Origin of the sequence: Luteimonas huabeiensis HB2 (assembly GCF_000559025.1) — a bacterium.
Taxonomy (GTDB): Bacteria; Pseudomonadota; Gammaproteobacteria; order Xanthomonadales; family Xanthomonadaceae; genus Luteimonas; species Luteimonas huabeiensis.
Window position 1 is genome coordinate 74,136 of record NZ_JAAN01000021.1, and the last position, 14,058, is coordinate 88,193.

The following is a 14,058-nucleotide window of genomic DNA, read 5'->3' on the forward strand; positions in this document are numbered from 1 at the left end:
CCCGCTAGTTTAGAGCGTGTCGCCTGCGACCGCCCGCCCCGCGGGCGCATCCGTGCGCGCGATCACCGCCCCGCCCAGGCAGACCTCGCCGTCGTAGAGCACCAGCGACTGCCCCGGCGTCACCGCGCGCTGCGGCCGCGCGAAGCGCACCTCCAGCGCGCCGTCGTCGCCGATGCGCACGCTGCAGGGCTCGGCCGCCTGCCGGTAGCGGGTCTGCGCCAGGGCCTCGAAGCGCGCCGCCGGCGGCGCGCCGGCGATCCAGTGCGCGGCCTCGGTCCAGGTCGTGCGCGACATCAGCCAGGGGCTGTCGCGGTCCTGGTCGACCACCAGCACGTTGCCGGGCACGTCCTTGCCGACCACGTACCAGGGCGCGGCCGCGAACCCGCGCACGCCGCCCAGCTGCAGGCCCTCGCGCTGGCCGAGGGTGAAGAAGAACACCCCGGGGTGGGTGCCGACCGCGCGCCCGTCGGGGGTGCGGATCTCGCCGGGCCGCGCCGGCAGGTAGCGGCCGAGGAAGGCGCGGAAGTCGCGCTCGCCGATGAAGCAGATGCCGGTGGAGTCCTTCTTCGCCGCGGTCGGCAGGCCGGCGGCCTCGGCGCGCGCGCGCACCTCGCGCTTGGGCAGGTCGCCCAGCGGGAAGCGGGTGGCCGCCAGTTGCGCCTGGCCGAGCTGGTGCAGGAAGTAGCTCTGGTCCTTGCCGGCATCGCGCGCGCGCAGCAGCCGCCAGGCGCCGCGGCTGCGGTCGATGCGCGCGTAGTGGCCGGTGGCGATGCGCTCGGCGCCCAGCGCATGGGCGGCGTCGAGGAAGTGCCGGAACTTGATCTCGCGGTTGCACAGCACGTCCGGGTTGGGGGTGCGCCCGGCGGCGTACTCGGCCAGGAAGTGCTCGAACACGCCCTGCCAGTACTCGGTGGAGAAGTCGCGGAAGTGGATCGGGATGCCGAGCCGCCCGCACACCGCCACCGCGTCGCGGCGGTCGTCCTCGGCGCGGCAGTCGCCGCTGCCGTCGTCGGCCCAGTTCTGCATGAACAGCCCGGCGATCGGCTCCCCGGCCTCGCGCAGCAGCAGCGCGGCCACCGACGAATCCACGCCGCCTGAAACACCGACGATGATCCTCGCTGTCATGTTCGGGGAATTGGCATGTACTCGTGGCCGATTGCGCACGGCACGCGTTCACCTCCCGCGCTTGCGGGGGAGGATGGGAGGGGGCGAGCGCCGGCCATGATCGCAGGCGCGCTCACGGCAGCCGCGCGGCCAGGTCGAGCGGGTAGCGGCGACCGGCCAGGTAGTCGGCCGCCGCGCGCCACACCAGCGGGCTGCGGTGGCGCGCGCGGGCGGCCAGCAGCTCGGCCGGCGTGAGCCACAGCGCGCGCTGGATGCCGGCATCCAGCGGCCGCTGCGGATCGTGCGCCAGCGGCTGCGCGGCGAAGGCGAAGCGCAGGAAGTGGCGGCCGCCCGGCGCGGTCCACTGGTAGGCGCCGACGAAGTGGGTCGCGCGCACCGTCCAGCCGGTCTCTTCCAGGGTCTCGCGCACCGCCGCCTCCACCAGCCCTTCGTCGGGCTCCAGGTGCCCGGCGGGCTGGTTCAGCACCAGCCCCTCGCCGATCGATTCCTCCACGCACAGCAGCCGGCCGCCGTCGGCGACCAGGGCGGCCACGGTCACGTCGGGCTGCCAGCGCGCCTCGCCGCCGCTCACAGCGCGTCCTGCCCGCCGGTCAGTTCCAGCTCCTTGTCGTCGGCGATCTCGGCCGCCGCCGACATCGCCAGCTCCAGCAGCGCCGCGTCCGACGCCTCCGGCAGCTTGATCACGTAGTAGAGGATGTCGCCGGAGACCTCCCAGGCGCCCAGCTTGCGGGTCTGGCTGTCGCGCAGCAGGCCGTTGGCGGCGGCGGCGTCGAGGTCGCCGGTCAGGCGTGCGGCGGGCGAGAACACCTGGCGGATGCGCTGGCCGGCGATTTCCTCGGCGCGCCCGGACACGAACACCAGCTGGCTGCGTTCCTCGCGCGCCCAGGAATAGACCACCCGGTAGTCGCCGTCGCGGTCGATCTCGTAGTCGATCCCGCGCTCGGCCAGCCGCGCGGCGACCGGGTCGTCGGGCTGCGGCGCGGGCATCGCCGCCTCCTGCGCGAGGGCGGGGGTGCAGAGCAGGGCGAGGAGCGTGGCGAGGGCGGGGCGCATGCGGAAATCCCGGGAAACAGCGTTCCATTCTGCGCTCCGGGGCCCGGCGACGTCCATGCGGCGACGCCGGCGGAACGTATAATTGCGCCCATGCCACGCGATCCCGCACACCCGCACGACCACGAGCACGGCGTCGCCGTCGAGACCGGCCGCCCGGAGCTGGCGCGGCCGCCCCTGTACTCGGTCGTCCTGCTCAACGACGACTACACGCCGATGGACTTCGTCATCGACGTGCTGGTGCGCTTTTTCGCCATGAACATGGAAAAGGCCACCCAGATCATGCTCCACGTGCATACACGCGGCCGTGGCGTGTGCGGGGTCTACAGTCGCGAGGTGGCCGAATCCAAGGTGGCGCAGGTGAACGAATACTCCCGTCTCAACCAGCATCCCTTGCTGTGCACCATGGAAAGGGCCTAAAAGGACGGGGAGCCTCCGGAGCGCTGAGGTTCCGCAACGCGGGTGGCGGTCACGCCGGATGGAATTGCGGCGGACCGACCCCACATCGGCCGTAGACTTTCCGGAGGCATCCGCCCCATGTTCAGCAAGGATCTCGAGTATTCCATCGGCCAGTGCTACAAGCGGGCCCGCGAGGCCCGCGACGAGTACATGACGGTCGAACACCTGCTGCTGGCGCTGCTGGACAACCCGTCCGCAGAAGCCGTGCTGAAGGCCACCGGCGTGGATTTCCAGCGCCTGCGCGCCGACCTCGAGCAGGCCATCGCCACCAGCGTCTCCAAGCTCGACGAGGCCGACGGGCGCGACACCCAGCCCACCCTGGGCTTCCAGCGCGTGCTCCAGCGCGCGGTCTACCACGTGCAGTCCTCGGGCAAGAAGGAGGTCACCGGCGCCAACGTGCTGGTGGCGATCTTCGGCGAGAAGGACTCCCACGCCGTCTACTACCTCAACCAGCAGGACGTCACCCGGCTGGACGTGGTCAACTACCTGTCGCACGGGATCGCCAAGACCGGCGAGGGCGAGGCCGCGCCGTCGGGCGAGGAGGCCGAGGGCCCGGCGGGCGAGGGCGGCGAGGGCAAGGGCGACGCCCTGGCCGAGTACGCGACCGACCTCAACGCCGCCGCCCGCGAGGGCCGCATCGATCCCCTGGTCGGGCGCGCCGAGGAGATCGAGCGCACCATCCAGGTGCTGTGCCGCCGGCGCAAGAACAACCCGCTGTACGTCGGCGAGGCCGGCGTGGGCAAGACCGCGATCGCCGAGGGCCTGGCCAAGCGCATCGTCGACGGCGAGGTGCCGGAGGTGCTGGCCGACGCGGTGATCTACTCCCTCGACCTCGGCGCCCTGGTCGCCGGCACCAAGTACCGCGGCGACTTCGAGAAGCGCCTGAAGGCGGTGCTGGCGGCGATCCGCAAGCACCCGGGCGCGGTGCTGTTCATCGACGAGATCCACACCATCATCGGCGCCGGCTCGGCCTCGGGCGGGACCATGGACGCCTCCAACCTGATCAAGCCCGCGCTGGCCTCGGGCGAGCTGCGCTGCATCGGCTCGACCACGTTCCAGGAGTACCGCGGCATCTTCGAGAAGGACCGCGCGCTGGCGCGGCGCTTCCAGAAGATCGACATCGTCGAGCCGACCACCGGCGAGGCGATCGAGATCCTGCGCGGGCTCAAGCCCAAGTACGAGGCGCACCACGACGTTACCTACGCCGACGAGGCGCTGCAGGCGGCGGTGGAGCTGTCGGTCAAGCACATCGCCGACCGCCTGCTGCCGGACAAGGCCATCGACGTCATGGACGAGGCCGGCGCGCGCCAGCGCCTGCTGGCCGAGGACGTGCGCAAGCGGCTGATCGACGTGGAGGAGGTCGAGGCGATCGTGGCCAAGATGGCGCGCATCCCGGCCAAGCAGGTCAGCGCCTCCGACAAGGACGTGCTGCAGCACCTGGAGCGCAACCTGAAGATGGTCATCTTCGGCCAGGACCCGGCGATCGAGTCGCTGGCCTCGGCGATCAAGCTGGCCCGCTCGGGGCTGGCCAACCCGGACAAGCCGATCGGCAACTTCCTGTTCGCCGGGCCGACCGGCGTGGGCAAGACCGAGGTCACCCGCCAGCTCGCCCACCAGCTGGGCATCGAGCTGGTGCGCTTCGACATGTCGGAGTACATGGAGCCGCACTCGGTCAGCCGCCTGATAGGCGCGCCTCCGGGCTACGTCGGCTTCGACCAGGGCGGCCTGCTGACCGAGAAGATCGTCAAGACGCCGCACTGCGTGCTGCTGCTCGACGAGGTCGAGAAGGCGCACCCGGACATCTTCAACATCCTGCTGCAGGTGATGGACCGCGGCGTGCTGACCGACACCAACGGGCGCGAGGCGAACTTCCGCAACGTGGTGCTGGTGATGACCACCAACGCCGGCGCGGCGCAGGCGTCGCGGCGCTCGATCGGCTTCACCCGCCAGGACCACAGCACCGACGCGATGGAGGTGATCCGGCGCAGCTTCAGCCCGGAGTTCCGCAACCGCCTGGACGCGATCGTGCAGTTCCAGCCGCTGGGCTTCGAGCACATCCTGCGCGTGGTGGACAAGTTCATCATCGAGCTGGAGAGCCAGCTGCACGAGAAGAACGTGTCGATGACCGCCACCGCCGAGGCGCGCGAATGGCTCGCCCAGCACGGCTTCGACCCGCAGATGGGCGCGCGCCCGATGGCGCGGGTGATCCAGGACCAGGTCAAGCGCCCGCTGGCCGACGAACTGCTGTTCGGCAAGCTGGTCGGCGGCGGCCGGGTGAGCATCGACGTGCGCGACGACCGGCTGGTCGTCGAGGCCCGGCCGGAGCCGGAGAAGCTGCTGCCGGCGACCGTCGAGTAGCGGGCGGTCCGGTCCGGAACCGGCGCAACGAAAAGGCGGCCTTCGGGCCGCCTTCTTCGCGTCCGGGCCGGAGCCTACTTCATGCGGTAGGTGATGCGGCCCTTGGTCAGGTCGTAGGGAGTCATCTCCACCTTGACCCGGTCGCCGGTCAGGATGCGGATGTAGTTCTTGCGCATCCGCCCCGAGATGTGGGCGATGATCTCGTGGCCGTTCTCCAGCTTGACCCGGAACATCGTGTTCGGGAGGGTCTCGGAAACGGTGCCTTCGAATTCAATGACGTCGTCTTTCGCCATGCGTCCTGGTTGTCGCTCTGGGTATGTCGGGCGCGGGTTCGCGGCCCGGAAAACGCGCCATTCTCACACGTCCGGGCCGTCGAGGCAAAAGTTCCGTTAAGCCGCACCGTCGCGCGCGCCCAGCGAGGCGGCCGCCGGCGCGCCGAACCAGCCGGTCCAGGGGCCCGGCACGCCGTCCTGGGCCGCCAATCGCCCGACCGCCTCGACGAAGCGCGGGCGCGGCCACGCCTGCGCGCCCAGGCGGGTCAGGTGCGGATTCTCCACCTGGGCGTCGATCAGCGGCCAGCCGTGCGCGGCCAGGTGGCGGGCCAGCCCGGCCAGTGCCACCTTGGAGCCGCCGGATTCGGCGCTGAACATGCTTTCGCCGAAGAACATCCGCCCGAGCGCGACGCCGTAGATCCCGCCGACCAGGCGCTCGCCGTCGAGGACCTCGATGCTGTGGGCATGGCCCAGCGCGTGCAGGCGCGCGTAGGCGGCCTGCATCTCCCGGGTGATCCAGGTGCCGCCCTGGCCGCGGCGCGGCGCCCGGGCGCAGGCGCGCACCACCTCCTCGAAGCGGGTGTCCGCGCGCAGGGTCCAGCGGCTGCGGCGCAGCGTGCGGCGGAAACGCGAACCCAGGCGCACGCCGTCGCTGGCGAACACCGCGCGCGGGTCCGGCGACCACCACAGGATCGGCTGGCCCGGCGAGTACCAGGGAAAGATGCCGTGGCGGTAGGCGTTGAGCAGCCGCGCCGGCGTCAGGTCGCCGCCCATCGCCAGCAGGCCGTCGGGCTCGCGCAGGGCGAAGGCCACCGGCGGGAACGGCGAATCGGGATCGGGATCGAGCAGGAACGGGCGCGGGTGCATCGCCGGCGGCCGCTACCCGGCCGCGACCGGCTTGAACGGCGAGTGCGCGTCCAGCATCGCCTTGTAGGCGCGCACCGAGGCGGCCTCCTCGGCGCACCAGGGCCGCAGCGCCGCGGCGAAGCCCGCGTCGGCGATCCAGTGCCGGCTGCGCACGAAGGTCGGCAGGAAGCCGCGCGCGATCTTGTGCTCGCCCTGCGCGCCGGGCTCGAACGTCGTCAGCCCCTCGCGCAGGCAGTACTCGATGCCCTGGTAGTAGCAGGTCTCGAAGTGCAGGCCGGGCAGGGCGCGGTCGGCGCCCCAGTAGCGGCCGTACAGGGTGTCGGCGCCGCGCAGGCACAGGGCGCCGGCGATCGGCGCCGGCTCGCCGTCCAGGTCGGCCAGCACCAGTACCAGTTGCCGGGGCATGGCGCGGGCGAGGTGGCGCAGGAAGCCCGGCGTCAGCGCCGGCGAGTTGCCGTATTCGGCGAAGGTGCGCAGGTAGAAGCCGTAGATCGCGTCGAGGTCGTCGTCGCCGGCCTCGTCGCCGTGCAGCACGCGGAAACGCACCCCGGCGCGCGCCACCCGCGCGCGCTCCTGGCGGATGTTCTTGCGGTGCTTGTGGTCCATCGCCGCCAGGTAGTCGTCGAAGCAGGTCCAGCCGCCCGGGTTGCGCCAGTGGTACTGCACGTCCACGCGCGGCAGCCAGTCCGGGCCGAACGCGGCGTCCTCGGCCTCGGTGTGGAAGTTGACGTGCGCCGAGGACAGGCCGCCGGCCCGAGCGTGCGCCACGATCGCCGCCAGCAGCGCGCGGCGGGCGTCGTCGTCGACCGCCAGCAGGCGCGGCCCGGTGACCGGCGAGTAGGGCACCGCGCCCAGCCATTTCGGGAAGTAATGCTGCCCGTGGCGGGCGTAGGCGTGCGCCCAGGCGTGGTCGAAGACGAACTCGCCGTGGGAATTGGTCTTCAGGTAGCCCGGCGCCGCCGCCAGCAGGCGGTCGCCATCGCGCAGCAGGATATGGCGCGGCGTCCAGCCCCAGCCCGCGCGCAGGCAGCCCTCGCGTTCCAGCCCGTGCAGGAAGGCATGGCCGACGAAGGGATTGCGGCCGTCGTGCAGCGCGTCCCAGGCGTCGGCGGGAATCTCCGCGAGTGAGGCGGCCTCGAACGCTTGCGTCATCGGTGCAGGTTAGCCGAAGCCCCGCGGCGCTGGCGCCGCGTGATCCGCGTCAGCCCTGCTGGTCGAGGAAGCGCTCGGCGTCGAGCGCGGCCATGCAGCCGAAGCCGGCGGACGTGATCGCCTGGCGGTAGTGCTGGTCGGCGACGTCGCCGGCGGCGAACACGCCGGGCACCGAGGTCTCGGTGGCGCCGCCGCCCAGGCCGGAGCGGATCTCCAGGTAGCCGTTGTTCATCGCCAGCTGGCCCTCGAACAGCGAGGTGTTCGGGGTATGGCCGATGGCGACGAAGAAGCCGTGCACGTCGAGATCGCGGGTGGCGCCATCGAGCACGGACTTCACCCGCAGGCCGGTGACGCCCTGCGCGTTGCCGAGCACCTCGTCCACCGTGTGGTGCCAGACCGGTTCGATCTTGCCGGCCTGGACCTTGGCGAACAGCTTGTCCTGCATGATCTTTTCCGCGCGCAGGGTGTCGCGGCGGTGCACCAGATAGACCTTGCGGGCGATGTTGGACAGGTACAGCGCTTCCTCGACCGCGGTGTTGCCGCCGCCGACCACGGCCACGTCCTGGTCCTTGTAGAAGAAGCCGTCGCAGGTCGCGCAGGCGGACACGCCGCGGCCCTTGAACGCCTCCTCGGACGGGATGCCCAGGTACTTGGCGGTGGCGCCGGTGGCGATGATGAGGGCGTCGGCGGTGTACTCGCCGCTGTCGCCCTTGAGCCGGAACGGCCGCTGCGACAGGTCGGCGGTGTGGACGTGGTCGAACACCACCTCGGTCTCGAAGCGCTCGGCATGCGCCTGCATCCGCGCCATCAGATCGGGACCCATCAGCCCGTGGGCATCGCCCGGCCAGTTGTCGACCTCGGTGGTGGTCATCAGCTGCCCGCCCATCTGCAGGCCCGTCACCACCACCGGCTTCAGGTTGGCGCGCGCGGCGTAGATGGCGGCGGTCCAGCCGGCGGGGCCGGAACCGAGGATCAGCAGACGGCAGTGCTTGGGGGTGCTCATGTATACTCGCGGGCCTGGAAAACGTGAGGTTTCGAGCCGCATAGCTTGGCGGCGCGGGCGCCCCGGCACAAGGCGCGCGGGCACCGGCGGCCGGAACGGTCCATCCCGATTCGCCGGCGCGCACCCCACGGCGCAGCGGCCGCCCGCACCCGTGTGCGGGTTTTTTCGTGGCGCCGGCGCGGCCGGCGCGACCCGGACAGTGGAGAGCTGGCGATGCGGATTGGCGTGCCGAAGGAAACCAAGACCCTGGAGGGCCGCGTGGCCCTGGTGCCGGCGGCCGCCGGCGACCTGGTCAAGCGCGGCCACGAGGTGTGGATCGAGGCCGGCGCGGGCGAGAAATCGCGTTTCTCCGACGAGGACTACGCGCGCCTGGGCGTGCGCGTCGCGCCCGATGCCGCCGCCCTGTACGAACGCGGCGAGCTGATCGTGAAGGTCAAGGAGCCGATCGAGGGCGACCTGCAGCACCTGCGCCGCGAGCACCTGCTGTTCTGCTACCTGCACCTGGCGCCGTTGCCGGCGCTGACCCGGCGGCTGCTCGACATCGGCCTGACCGGCGTGGCCTTCGAGACCGTCGAGCTCGACAACGGCGACCTGCCGCTGCTGGCGCCGATGTCGGTGATCGCCGGGCGCATCGGCGTGCAGGTCGGCACCCACCTGCTGCACCAGCCCGAGGGCGGCAAGGGCAAGCTGCTGGGCGGCCTGCCGTCCACCGAGCGCGGCAAGGTGGTCGTGTTCGGTGCCGGCGCGGCCGGCGGCAACGCCGCGGCGCTGGCGGCCGCCGGCGGCGCCAACGTGGTGGTGTTCGAGAAGCGCCAGGACCGCATGGGGCAGATGATGGCGCTGGGCCCCAACGTCACCGCGCTCTATCCCTACGACGAGGTGGTCGCCCGCGAGGTCGCCGGCGCGGACCTGGTGATCGGCGCCGTGCTGGTGACCGGCGCGGTCGCCCCGCACGTGCTGACCCGCGCGCACCTGGCGCAGATGGAGCCGGGCAGCGTGCTGGTCGATATCTCGATCGACCAGGGCGGCTGCTTCGAGACCTCGCGCGCCACGACCTGGCAGGCCCCGACCTACGTGGAGGAGGGGGTGATCCACTTCGCGGTGACCAACATGCCCGGTGCGGTGCCGCAGACCAGCTCGCAGGCGATCTGCGCGGCGATCCTGCCGTGGGTCGACAAGCTCGCCTCCGGCGACTGGCGCGACGATGCGCCGCTCACGCGCGGCATCAACGTCGAGGACGGCCGGCTGGTGCACCCCGCGCTGCAGGGCATGGCGCTCTGAAGCACGGTGCCGGTATCGAATTCCCTCGGGCTTCAACTTTTGAAGTAAGATCAATGCCCTGCATGTCAAACCTCAGGTAATCGCGCACGGTGGCACGGCCTCTCCAGGAACGCAGCAGCAAACGTCCCCGCGGCGGCGCGGGCGCCGCCGAGCCGTCGGCGCCCAACCCGCGCCGGCAGCGGCTGTGGCGCGACATCGCGATGATCCTGATCGCGCCGCTGCTGCTGTACCTGTTCGCCAGCCTGCTGACCTTCTCGCCCGAGGACCCGGGCTGGTCGCGTTCGGGCAGCGTCACCGCGCCGCTGCACAACGTCGGCGGGCCGGTGGGGGCGTGGATCGCCGACGTGCTGCTGCACCTGTTCGGCTTCGTCGCCTACCTGCTGCCGCTGATGCTGGCGGCGATCGCGTGGATCGCGATGTTCGGCATGGACCACGACGGCGACGGCAAGGCCGACCTGGGCCCGGCGCTGCGGCTGGTGGGCATCGTCGGCTTCCTGGTCTCGGCCACCGGCCTGCTGGCCCTGCGCATTCCCAACGCCGCCGACCTGTCGGCCGGTGGCGGCGGCATCCTCGGGCGGCTGGTGGGCAACTCGCTCTACGGCGGCTTCGGCCCGGTGGGCGGCAACCTGTTCCTGCTGGCGCTGGTGCTGGTCTCGGTGACCCTGGCCACCGGGCTGTCCTGGTTCCGGGTGATGGACCGCATCGGCGCCTGGGCGATGAAGGTGCCCGACCTGCTGCGGCGGGGCACGCGGCAGGCTAGCGAATGGCAGCAGGCCCGCGAGCTGCGCGGCGAGCGCGAGGAAGTGCGCCGCAGCGAGACCGAGAAGCGCGCCAAGCGCACCCCCGTGCGGATCGAGCCGCCGGTCGCGCCGCCGGTGGTGGAGCGCAGCGAGCGCGCCAAGCGCGAGCAGCAGATCCCGCTGTTCAAGGGCACCGGCGGCGACGCCTCCGGGCTGCCGCCGCTGTCGCTGCTCGACGACCCGAAGCCGCAGCCCAAGGGTTACGACGAGGAGACGCTGGAGACGCTGTCGCGGCAGATCGAGTTCAAGCTCAAGGACTTCCGCATCGACGTGGAGGTCAAGGAAGCGCAGCCCGGGCCGGTCATCACCCGCTTCGAGATGGAGCCGGCGCCGGGCATCAAGGTCAGCCAGATCAGCTCGCTGGACAAGGACATCGCCCGCGGCCTGTCGGTGAAGTCGGTGCGCGTGGTGGACGTGATCCCGGGCAAGTCGGTGATCGGCCTGGAGATCCCCAACACCCGCCGGGAGATGATCTATCTCTCCGAGCTGCTGCGCTCGCGCGAGTACGACAAGTCGCCCAGCGTGCTGACGCTGGCGCTCGGCAAGGGCATCAGCGGGCAGTCGGTGGTCGCCGACCTGGCGCGCATGCCGCACCTGCTGGTGGCCGGCACCACCGGCTCGGGCAAGTCGGTGGCGGTCAACGCGATGGTGCTGAGCCTGCTGTTCAAGGCGACGCCGCAGGAGCTGCGGATGCTGATGATCGACCCGAAGATGCTGGAGCTCAGCGTCTACGAGGGCATCCCGCACCTGCTGGCGCCGGTGGTCACCGACATGAAGGAGGCCGCCAACGGCCTGCGCTGGTGCGTGGCGGAGATGGAACGCCGCTACAAGCTGATGAGCGCGGTCGGGGTGCGCAACCTGGCCGGCTTCAACAAGAAGGTCAAGGACGCGCAGGACGCCGGCCAGCCGCTGCTCGACCCGCTGTTCCGGCCCAATCCGGAGACCGAGGAGGTGGCCCAGCCGCTGGAGCCGCTGCCCTACATCGTCATCTTCATCGACGAATTCGCCGACATGATGATGATCGTCGGCAAGAAGGTGGAGGAGCTGATCGCGCGGCTGGCGCAGAAGGCGCGCGCGGCCGGCATCCACCTGATCCTGGCCACCCAGCGGCCGTCGGTGGACGTGATCACCGGCCTGATCAAGGCCAACATCCCGACCCGCATCGCGTTCCAGGTCAGCTCCAAGATCGACTCGCGCACGATCCTCGACCAGTCCGGCGCCGAGACCCTGCTGGGGCACGGCGACATGCTGTACCTGCCGCCCGGCACCGCGCTGCCCGAGCGCGTGCACGGCGCCTTCGTCAGCGACGAGGAAGTGCACCGCGTCGTCGAGCACCTCAAGCAGAGCGGCAAGGCCGAGTACATCGAGGGCGTGCTGGACGAGGTGCAGACCATGGGCGACGGTACCGTGATCGGCGCCACCGGTCTGCCGGAGTCCGGCGGCGGGGCGGGGGACGAGAGCGACCCGCTGTACGACGAGGCGGTCAAGATCGTCACCGAGACCCGCCGCGCCTCGATCTCAGGCGTGCAGCGCCGGTTGAAGATCGGCTACAACCGCGCCGCGCGCCTGGTGGAGGCGATGGAGGCCGCGGGCGTGGTCAGCGCGCCCGAGCACAACGGCGACCGCTCGGTGCTGGCGCCGCCGCCGCCGAAGTAGGCCGCGCAGGCGGTTTTCCGCGGCCGGCTCGCGCTGCGGCGAGCTACCATCGGCCCATCGCCGGCGCGCCGGCTCCGTGAAAAGACCATGCGCTCGAAGATCGCGTCGTGGCTGGCCTGCGCCGTGCTGGCCTGGATGGTGCCGCCTGCGGCTGCGGCCGAGCCGCCGGACCTGCCCGCGTTGCTGGCCCGGTGGGACCGCGACCCGCATCCCGACTTGCGCGGCGTGGTCGTGCTCCACCGCGGCCGCCGCGTCGCCGAGCGCTACTACCACGGCGCCGGCGCCGACGAGCTCCACGACGTCCGCTCGGCCGGCAAGAGCGTGACCGCGCTGATGGTCGGCATCGCCATCGACCGCGGCGCCATCGGCTCGGTGGACGATCCGGTCCAGCGCTACTGGGCCGCGGCGGCGGGCCGCCCGGTCGGTGCGGTGGCGCTGCGCGATCTGCTCGCGATGCGCTCCGGCCTCGACGCCTTCGACGAGGACCCGGATTCGCCCGGCCACGAGGACCGGATGGACGCCGCCGCCGATCCGCAGGCCTTCGTCCTCGGCCTGCCGCAGGCGGATCCGCCGGGCACGCGCTACCGCTACAACTCGGCGACCGCCTACGTCGCCGGGCTGGCGGTGGCCTACGCCACCGGCGAGACGATGGCCGCGCTCGCGGGCCGCGCGCTGTTCGCGCCGCTCGGGATCGCGGACTGGCGCTGGGATGCGGACGCATCGGGCGCGACCAAGGGGCAGGGCAACCTGCGGCTGACCACGCGCGGGCTCGCCGCCATCGGCGAGCTGGTGCGCAACGACGGTCGCGCCGGCGACCGCCAGGTGGTCGGCGAGGACTGGATCCGACGGATGCTGGCGCCGCGGGTGGCCATCGGCGACGTCGACCCCTATGCCGACGATTACGGCTGGTTCTGGTACCGGAAGGACCACCGGATCGGCGATGCGCTGGTCCCGGTCTGGTTCGCCTCCGGCAACGGCGGCAACAAGATCTACGTGGCCCCGGCCTGCGAGCTGGTCGTGGCGATCACGTCCGCGGCCTACGGCCGCGGCTATGGCCAGCGCCGTTCCGAGGCGATCCTGGCCGCGATTCTCGCCGCGCAGGTCGAGGCCGGCGACTGCCGGACCGGGGCCGGCCGCGCATCGCAGGCCCAGGCCGAGGCGGCGGGCCGGCGCGACGCGGCACGCGGCCCGCAGCCGCAGCGCAACCGGAGCTGAGCGCTGCCGCGGCGCGGCCGATCGCCCGCGCCGGAGGGCTGGCCCGTTCAGGCCGCTGCGGTCACACTGCGCGCCATCCGAATCCTGACCTGGAGACCCGCCATGCGTCGTGTCCTGCTGGCCGCCGCCTTCGCCACCGCCCTGCTGCTGCCCGCCGGCGCGTTCGCCGGCGCGCGCGACACGCTGCAGGCCTTCACCCGCGACCTGCGCGGGCTGGACGGCCAGTTCACCCAACGCGTCTTCGACGGCAACGGCCGGGTCAAGGAGACCTCGAGCGGGCGGGTGGCGCTGGCGGCGCCGCGGCTGTTCCGCTGGGAGTACGTCGAGCCCTACCCGCAACTGATCGTCGCCGACGGCGAGAAGGTCTGGGTCTACGATCCCGACCTGGAGCAGGTGACCGTGCGGCCGCAGGGCGCCGAGGAGCAGAACAGCCCGCTGGCCACGCTGACCGATCCGGCCCGGCTCGACCGCGACTTCGATGTCAGCGAGGAAGCGGCGCCGGCCGACGGCCTGCACTGGATGACGCTCACCCCCAAGCGCGAGCAGGAGGCGAGCTTCCAGTCCGCGCGGCTGGGCTTCGACGGCCAGGGACTGGCGCGGATGGAGGTGATCGACGCGCTGGGGCAGCGGACCGAGATCGCCTTCTCCGGCTGGCGCCGCAACCCCGCCTTCGCCGCCGACACCTTCCGCTATACGCCGCCGGCCGGTGTGGACGTGATCGGCGAGTAACGCGCGTCTCATGGGTCGCGACGCGCGCCGGTAGAATGCGCGGGTGGCCCGGAAACCTTCCCGCCCGCCGCAAGGCGAGGACCTGCTGAGC

General features: G+C 71.9%; 13 protein-coding genes. 6 read left to right on the plus strand and 7 right to left on the minus strand.

The window, feature by feature from the left end; genetic code table 11:
- Positions 1-9: 9 nt before the first annotated feature.
- The 3 genes from mnmA to Z164_RS23325 form a co-directional block, all read right to left on the minus strand.
- Positions 10-1,125: a tRNA 2-thiouridine(34) synthase MnmA gene (mnmA, locus tag Z164_RS0108725; RefSeq protein WP_024890326.1), complete on the minus strand. Its 1,116-nt coding sequence runs from the start codon at positions 1,123-1,125 to the stop codon at positions 10-12.
- A 112-nt stretch (positions 1,126-1,237) separates the two neighbouring features.
- Positions 1,238-1,696, minus strand: coding sequence for an NUDIX hydrolase (locus tag Z164_RS23320; protein WP_024890327.1), 459 nt, complete (start codon positions 1,694-1,696; stop codon positions 1,238-1,240).
- Positions 1,693-2,178 carry a hypothetical protein gene (locus tag Z164_RS23325; protein ID WP_024890328.1) on the minus strand — a complete coding sequence of 162 codons (486 nt, stop codon included), beginning with the start codon at positions 2,176-2,178 and terminating at the stop codon, positions 1,693-1,695. Before Z164_RS23325 ends, Z164_RS23320 begins: the two co-directional genes overlap by 4 nt.
- A gap of 90 nt (positions 2,179-2,268) precedes the next feature.
- Between Z164_RS23325 and clpS the strand changes: the two genes are divergently transcribed.
- Together clpS and clpA are read left to right on the plus strand one after the other, a co-directional pair.
- Positions 2,269-2,595, plus strand: a complete 327-nt coding sequence (clpS, locus tag Z164_RS0108740; RefSeq protein ID WP_024890329.1) for an ATP-dependent Clp protease adapter ClpS — start codon at positions 2,269-2,271, stop codon at positions 2,593-2,595.
- Between the two features lie 117 nt (positions 2,596-2,712).
- The gene (gene clpA, locus Z164_RS0108745; protein WP_024890330.1) at positions 2,713-4,992 is read left to right on the plus strand and encodes an ATP-dependent Clp protease ATP-binding subunit ClpA; all 2,280 of its coding nucleotides are present in this window, start codon (positions 2,713-2,715) and stop codon (positions 4,990-4,992) included.
- A 74-nt stretch (positions 4,993-5,066) separates the two neighbouring features.
- Here the strand turns inward: clpA and infA are convergent, their stop codons facing one another.
- The 4 genes from infA to trxB form a co-directional block, all read right to left on the minus strand.
- The gene (infA, locus tag Z164_RS0108750; protein ID WP_024890331.1) at positions 5,067-5,285 is read right to left on the minus strand and encodes a translation initiation factor IF-1; all 219 of its coding nucleotides are present in this window, start codon (positions 5,283-5,285) and stop codon (positions 5,067-5,069) included.
- A 96-nt stretch (positions 5,286-5,381) separates the two neighbouring features.
- Positions 5,382-6,131 (minus strand): leucyl/phenylalanyl-tRNA--protein transferase, encoded by a 750-nt coding sequence (gene aat, locus Z164_RS0108755; RefSeq protein WP_024890332.1) that lies wholly within the window; start codon positions 6,129-6,131, stop codon positions 5,382-5,384.
- 12 nt (positions 6,132-6,143) lie between these two features.
- Positions 6,144-7,283 carry a GNAT family N-acetyltransferase gene (locus Z164_RS0108760; RefSeq protein ID WP_024890333.1) on the minus strand — a complete coding sequence of 380 codons (1,140 nt, stop codon included), beginning with the start codon at positions 7,281-7,283 and terminating at the stop codon, positions 6,144-6,146.
- 49 nt (positions 7,284-7,332) lie between these two features.
- The gene (gene trxB, locus Z164_RS0108765; protein ID WP_024890334.1) at positions 7,333-8,286 is read right to left on the minus strand and encodes a thioredoxin-disulfide reductase; all 954 of its coding nucleotides are present in this window, start codon (positions 8,284-8,286) and stop codon (positions 7,333-7,335) included.
- Between the two features lie 213 nt (positions 8,287-8,499).
- Between trxB and Z164_RS0108770 the strand changes: the two genes are divergently transcribed.
- The 4 genes from Z164_RS0108770 (at position 8,500) to lolA (ending at position 13,967) form a co-directional block, all read left to right on the plus strand.
- Entirely contained in the window at positions 8,500-9,567 is a 1,068-nt protein-coding gene (locus Z164_RS0108770) for an alanine dehydrogenase (RefSeq protein WP_024890335.1), read from the plus strand.
- An 89-nt stretch (positions 9,568-9,656) separates the two neighbouring features.
- On the plus strand, positions 9,657-12,023 hold the full coding sequence (locus tag Z164_RS0108775; RefSeq protein ID WP_024890336.1) for a DNA translocase FtsK: 2,367 nt from the start codon (positions 9,657-9,659) through the stop codon (positions 12,021-12,023).
- An 87-nt stretch (positions 12,024-12,110) separates the two neighbouring features.
- Positions 12,111-13,238 carry a serine hydrolase domain-containing protein gene (locus Z164_RS0108780; protein ID WP_201769585.1) on the plus strand — a complete coding sequence of 376 codons (1,128 nt, stop codon included), beginning with the start codon at positions 12,111-12,113 and terminating at the stop codon, positions 13,236-13,238.
- Positions 13,239-13,340: 102 nt separating this feature from the next.
- The gene (gene lolA / locus Z164_RS0108785; protein ID WP_024890338.1) at positions 13,341-13,967 is read left to right on the plus strand and encodes an outer membrane lipoprotein periplasmic chaperone LolA; all 627 of its coding nucleotides are present in this window, start codon (positions 13,341-13,343) and stop codon (positions 13,965-13,967) included.
- Positions 13,968-14,058: the final 91 nt, after the last annotated feature.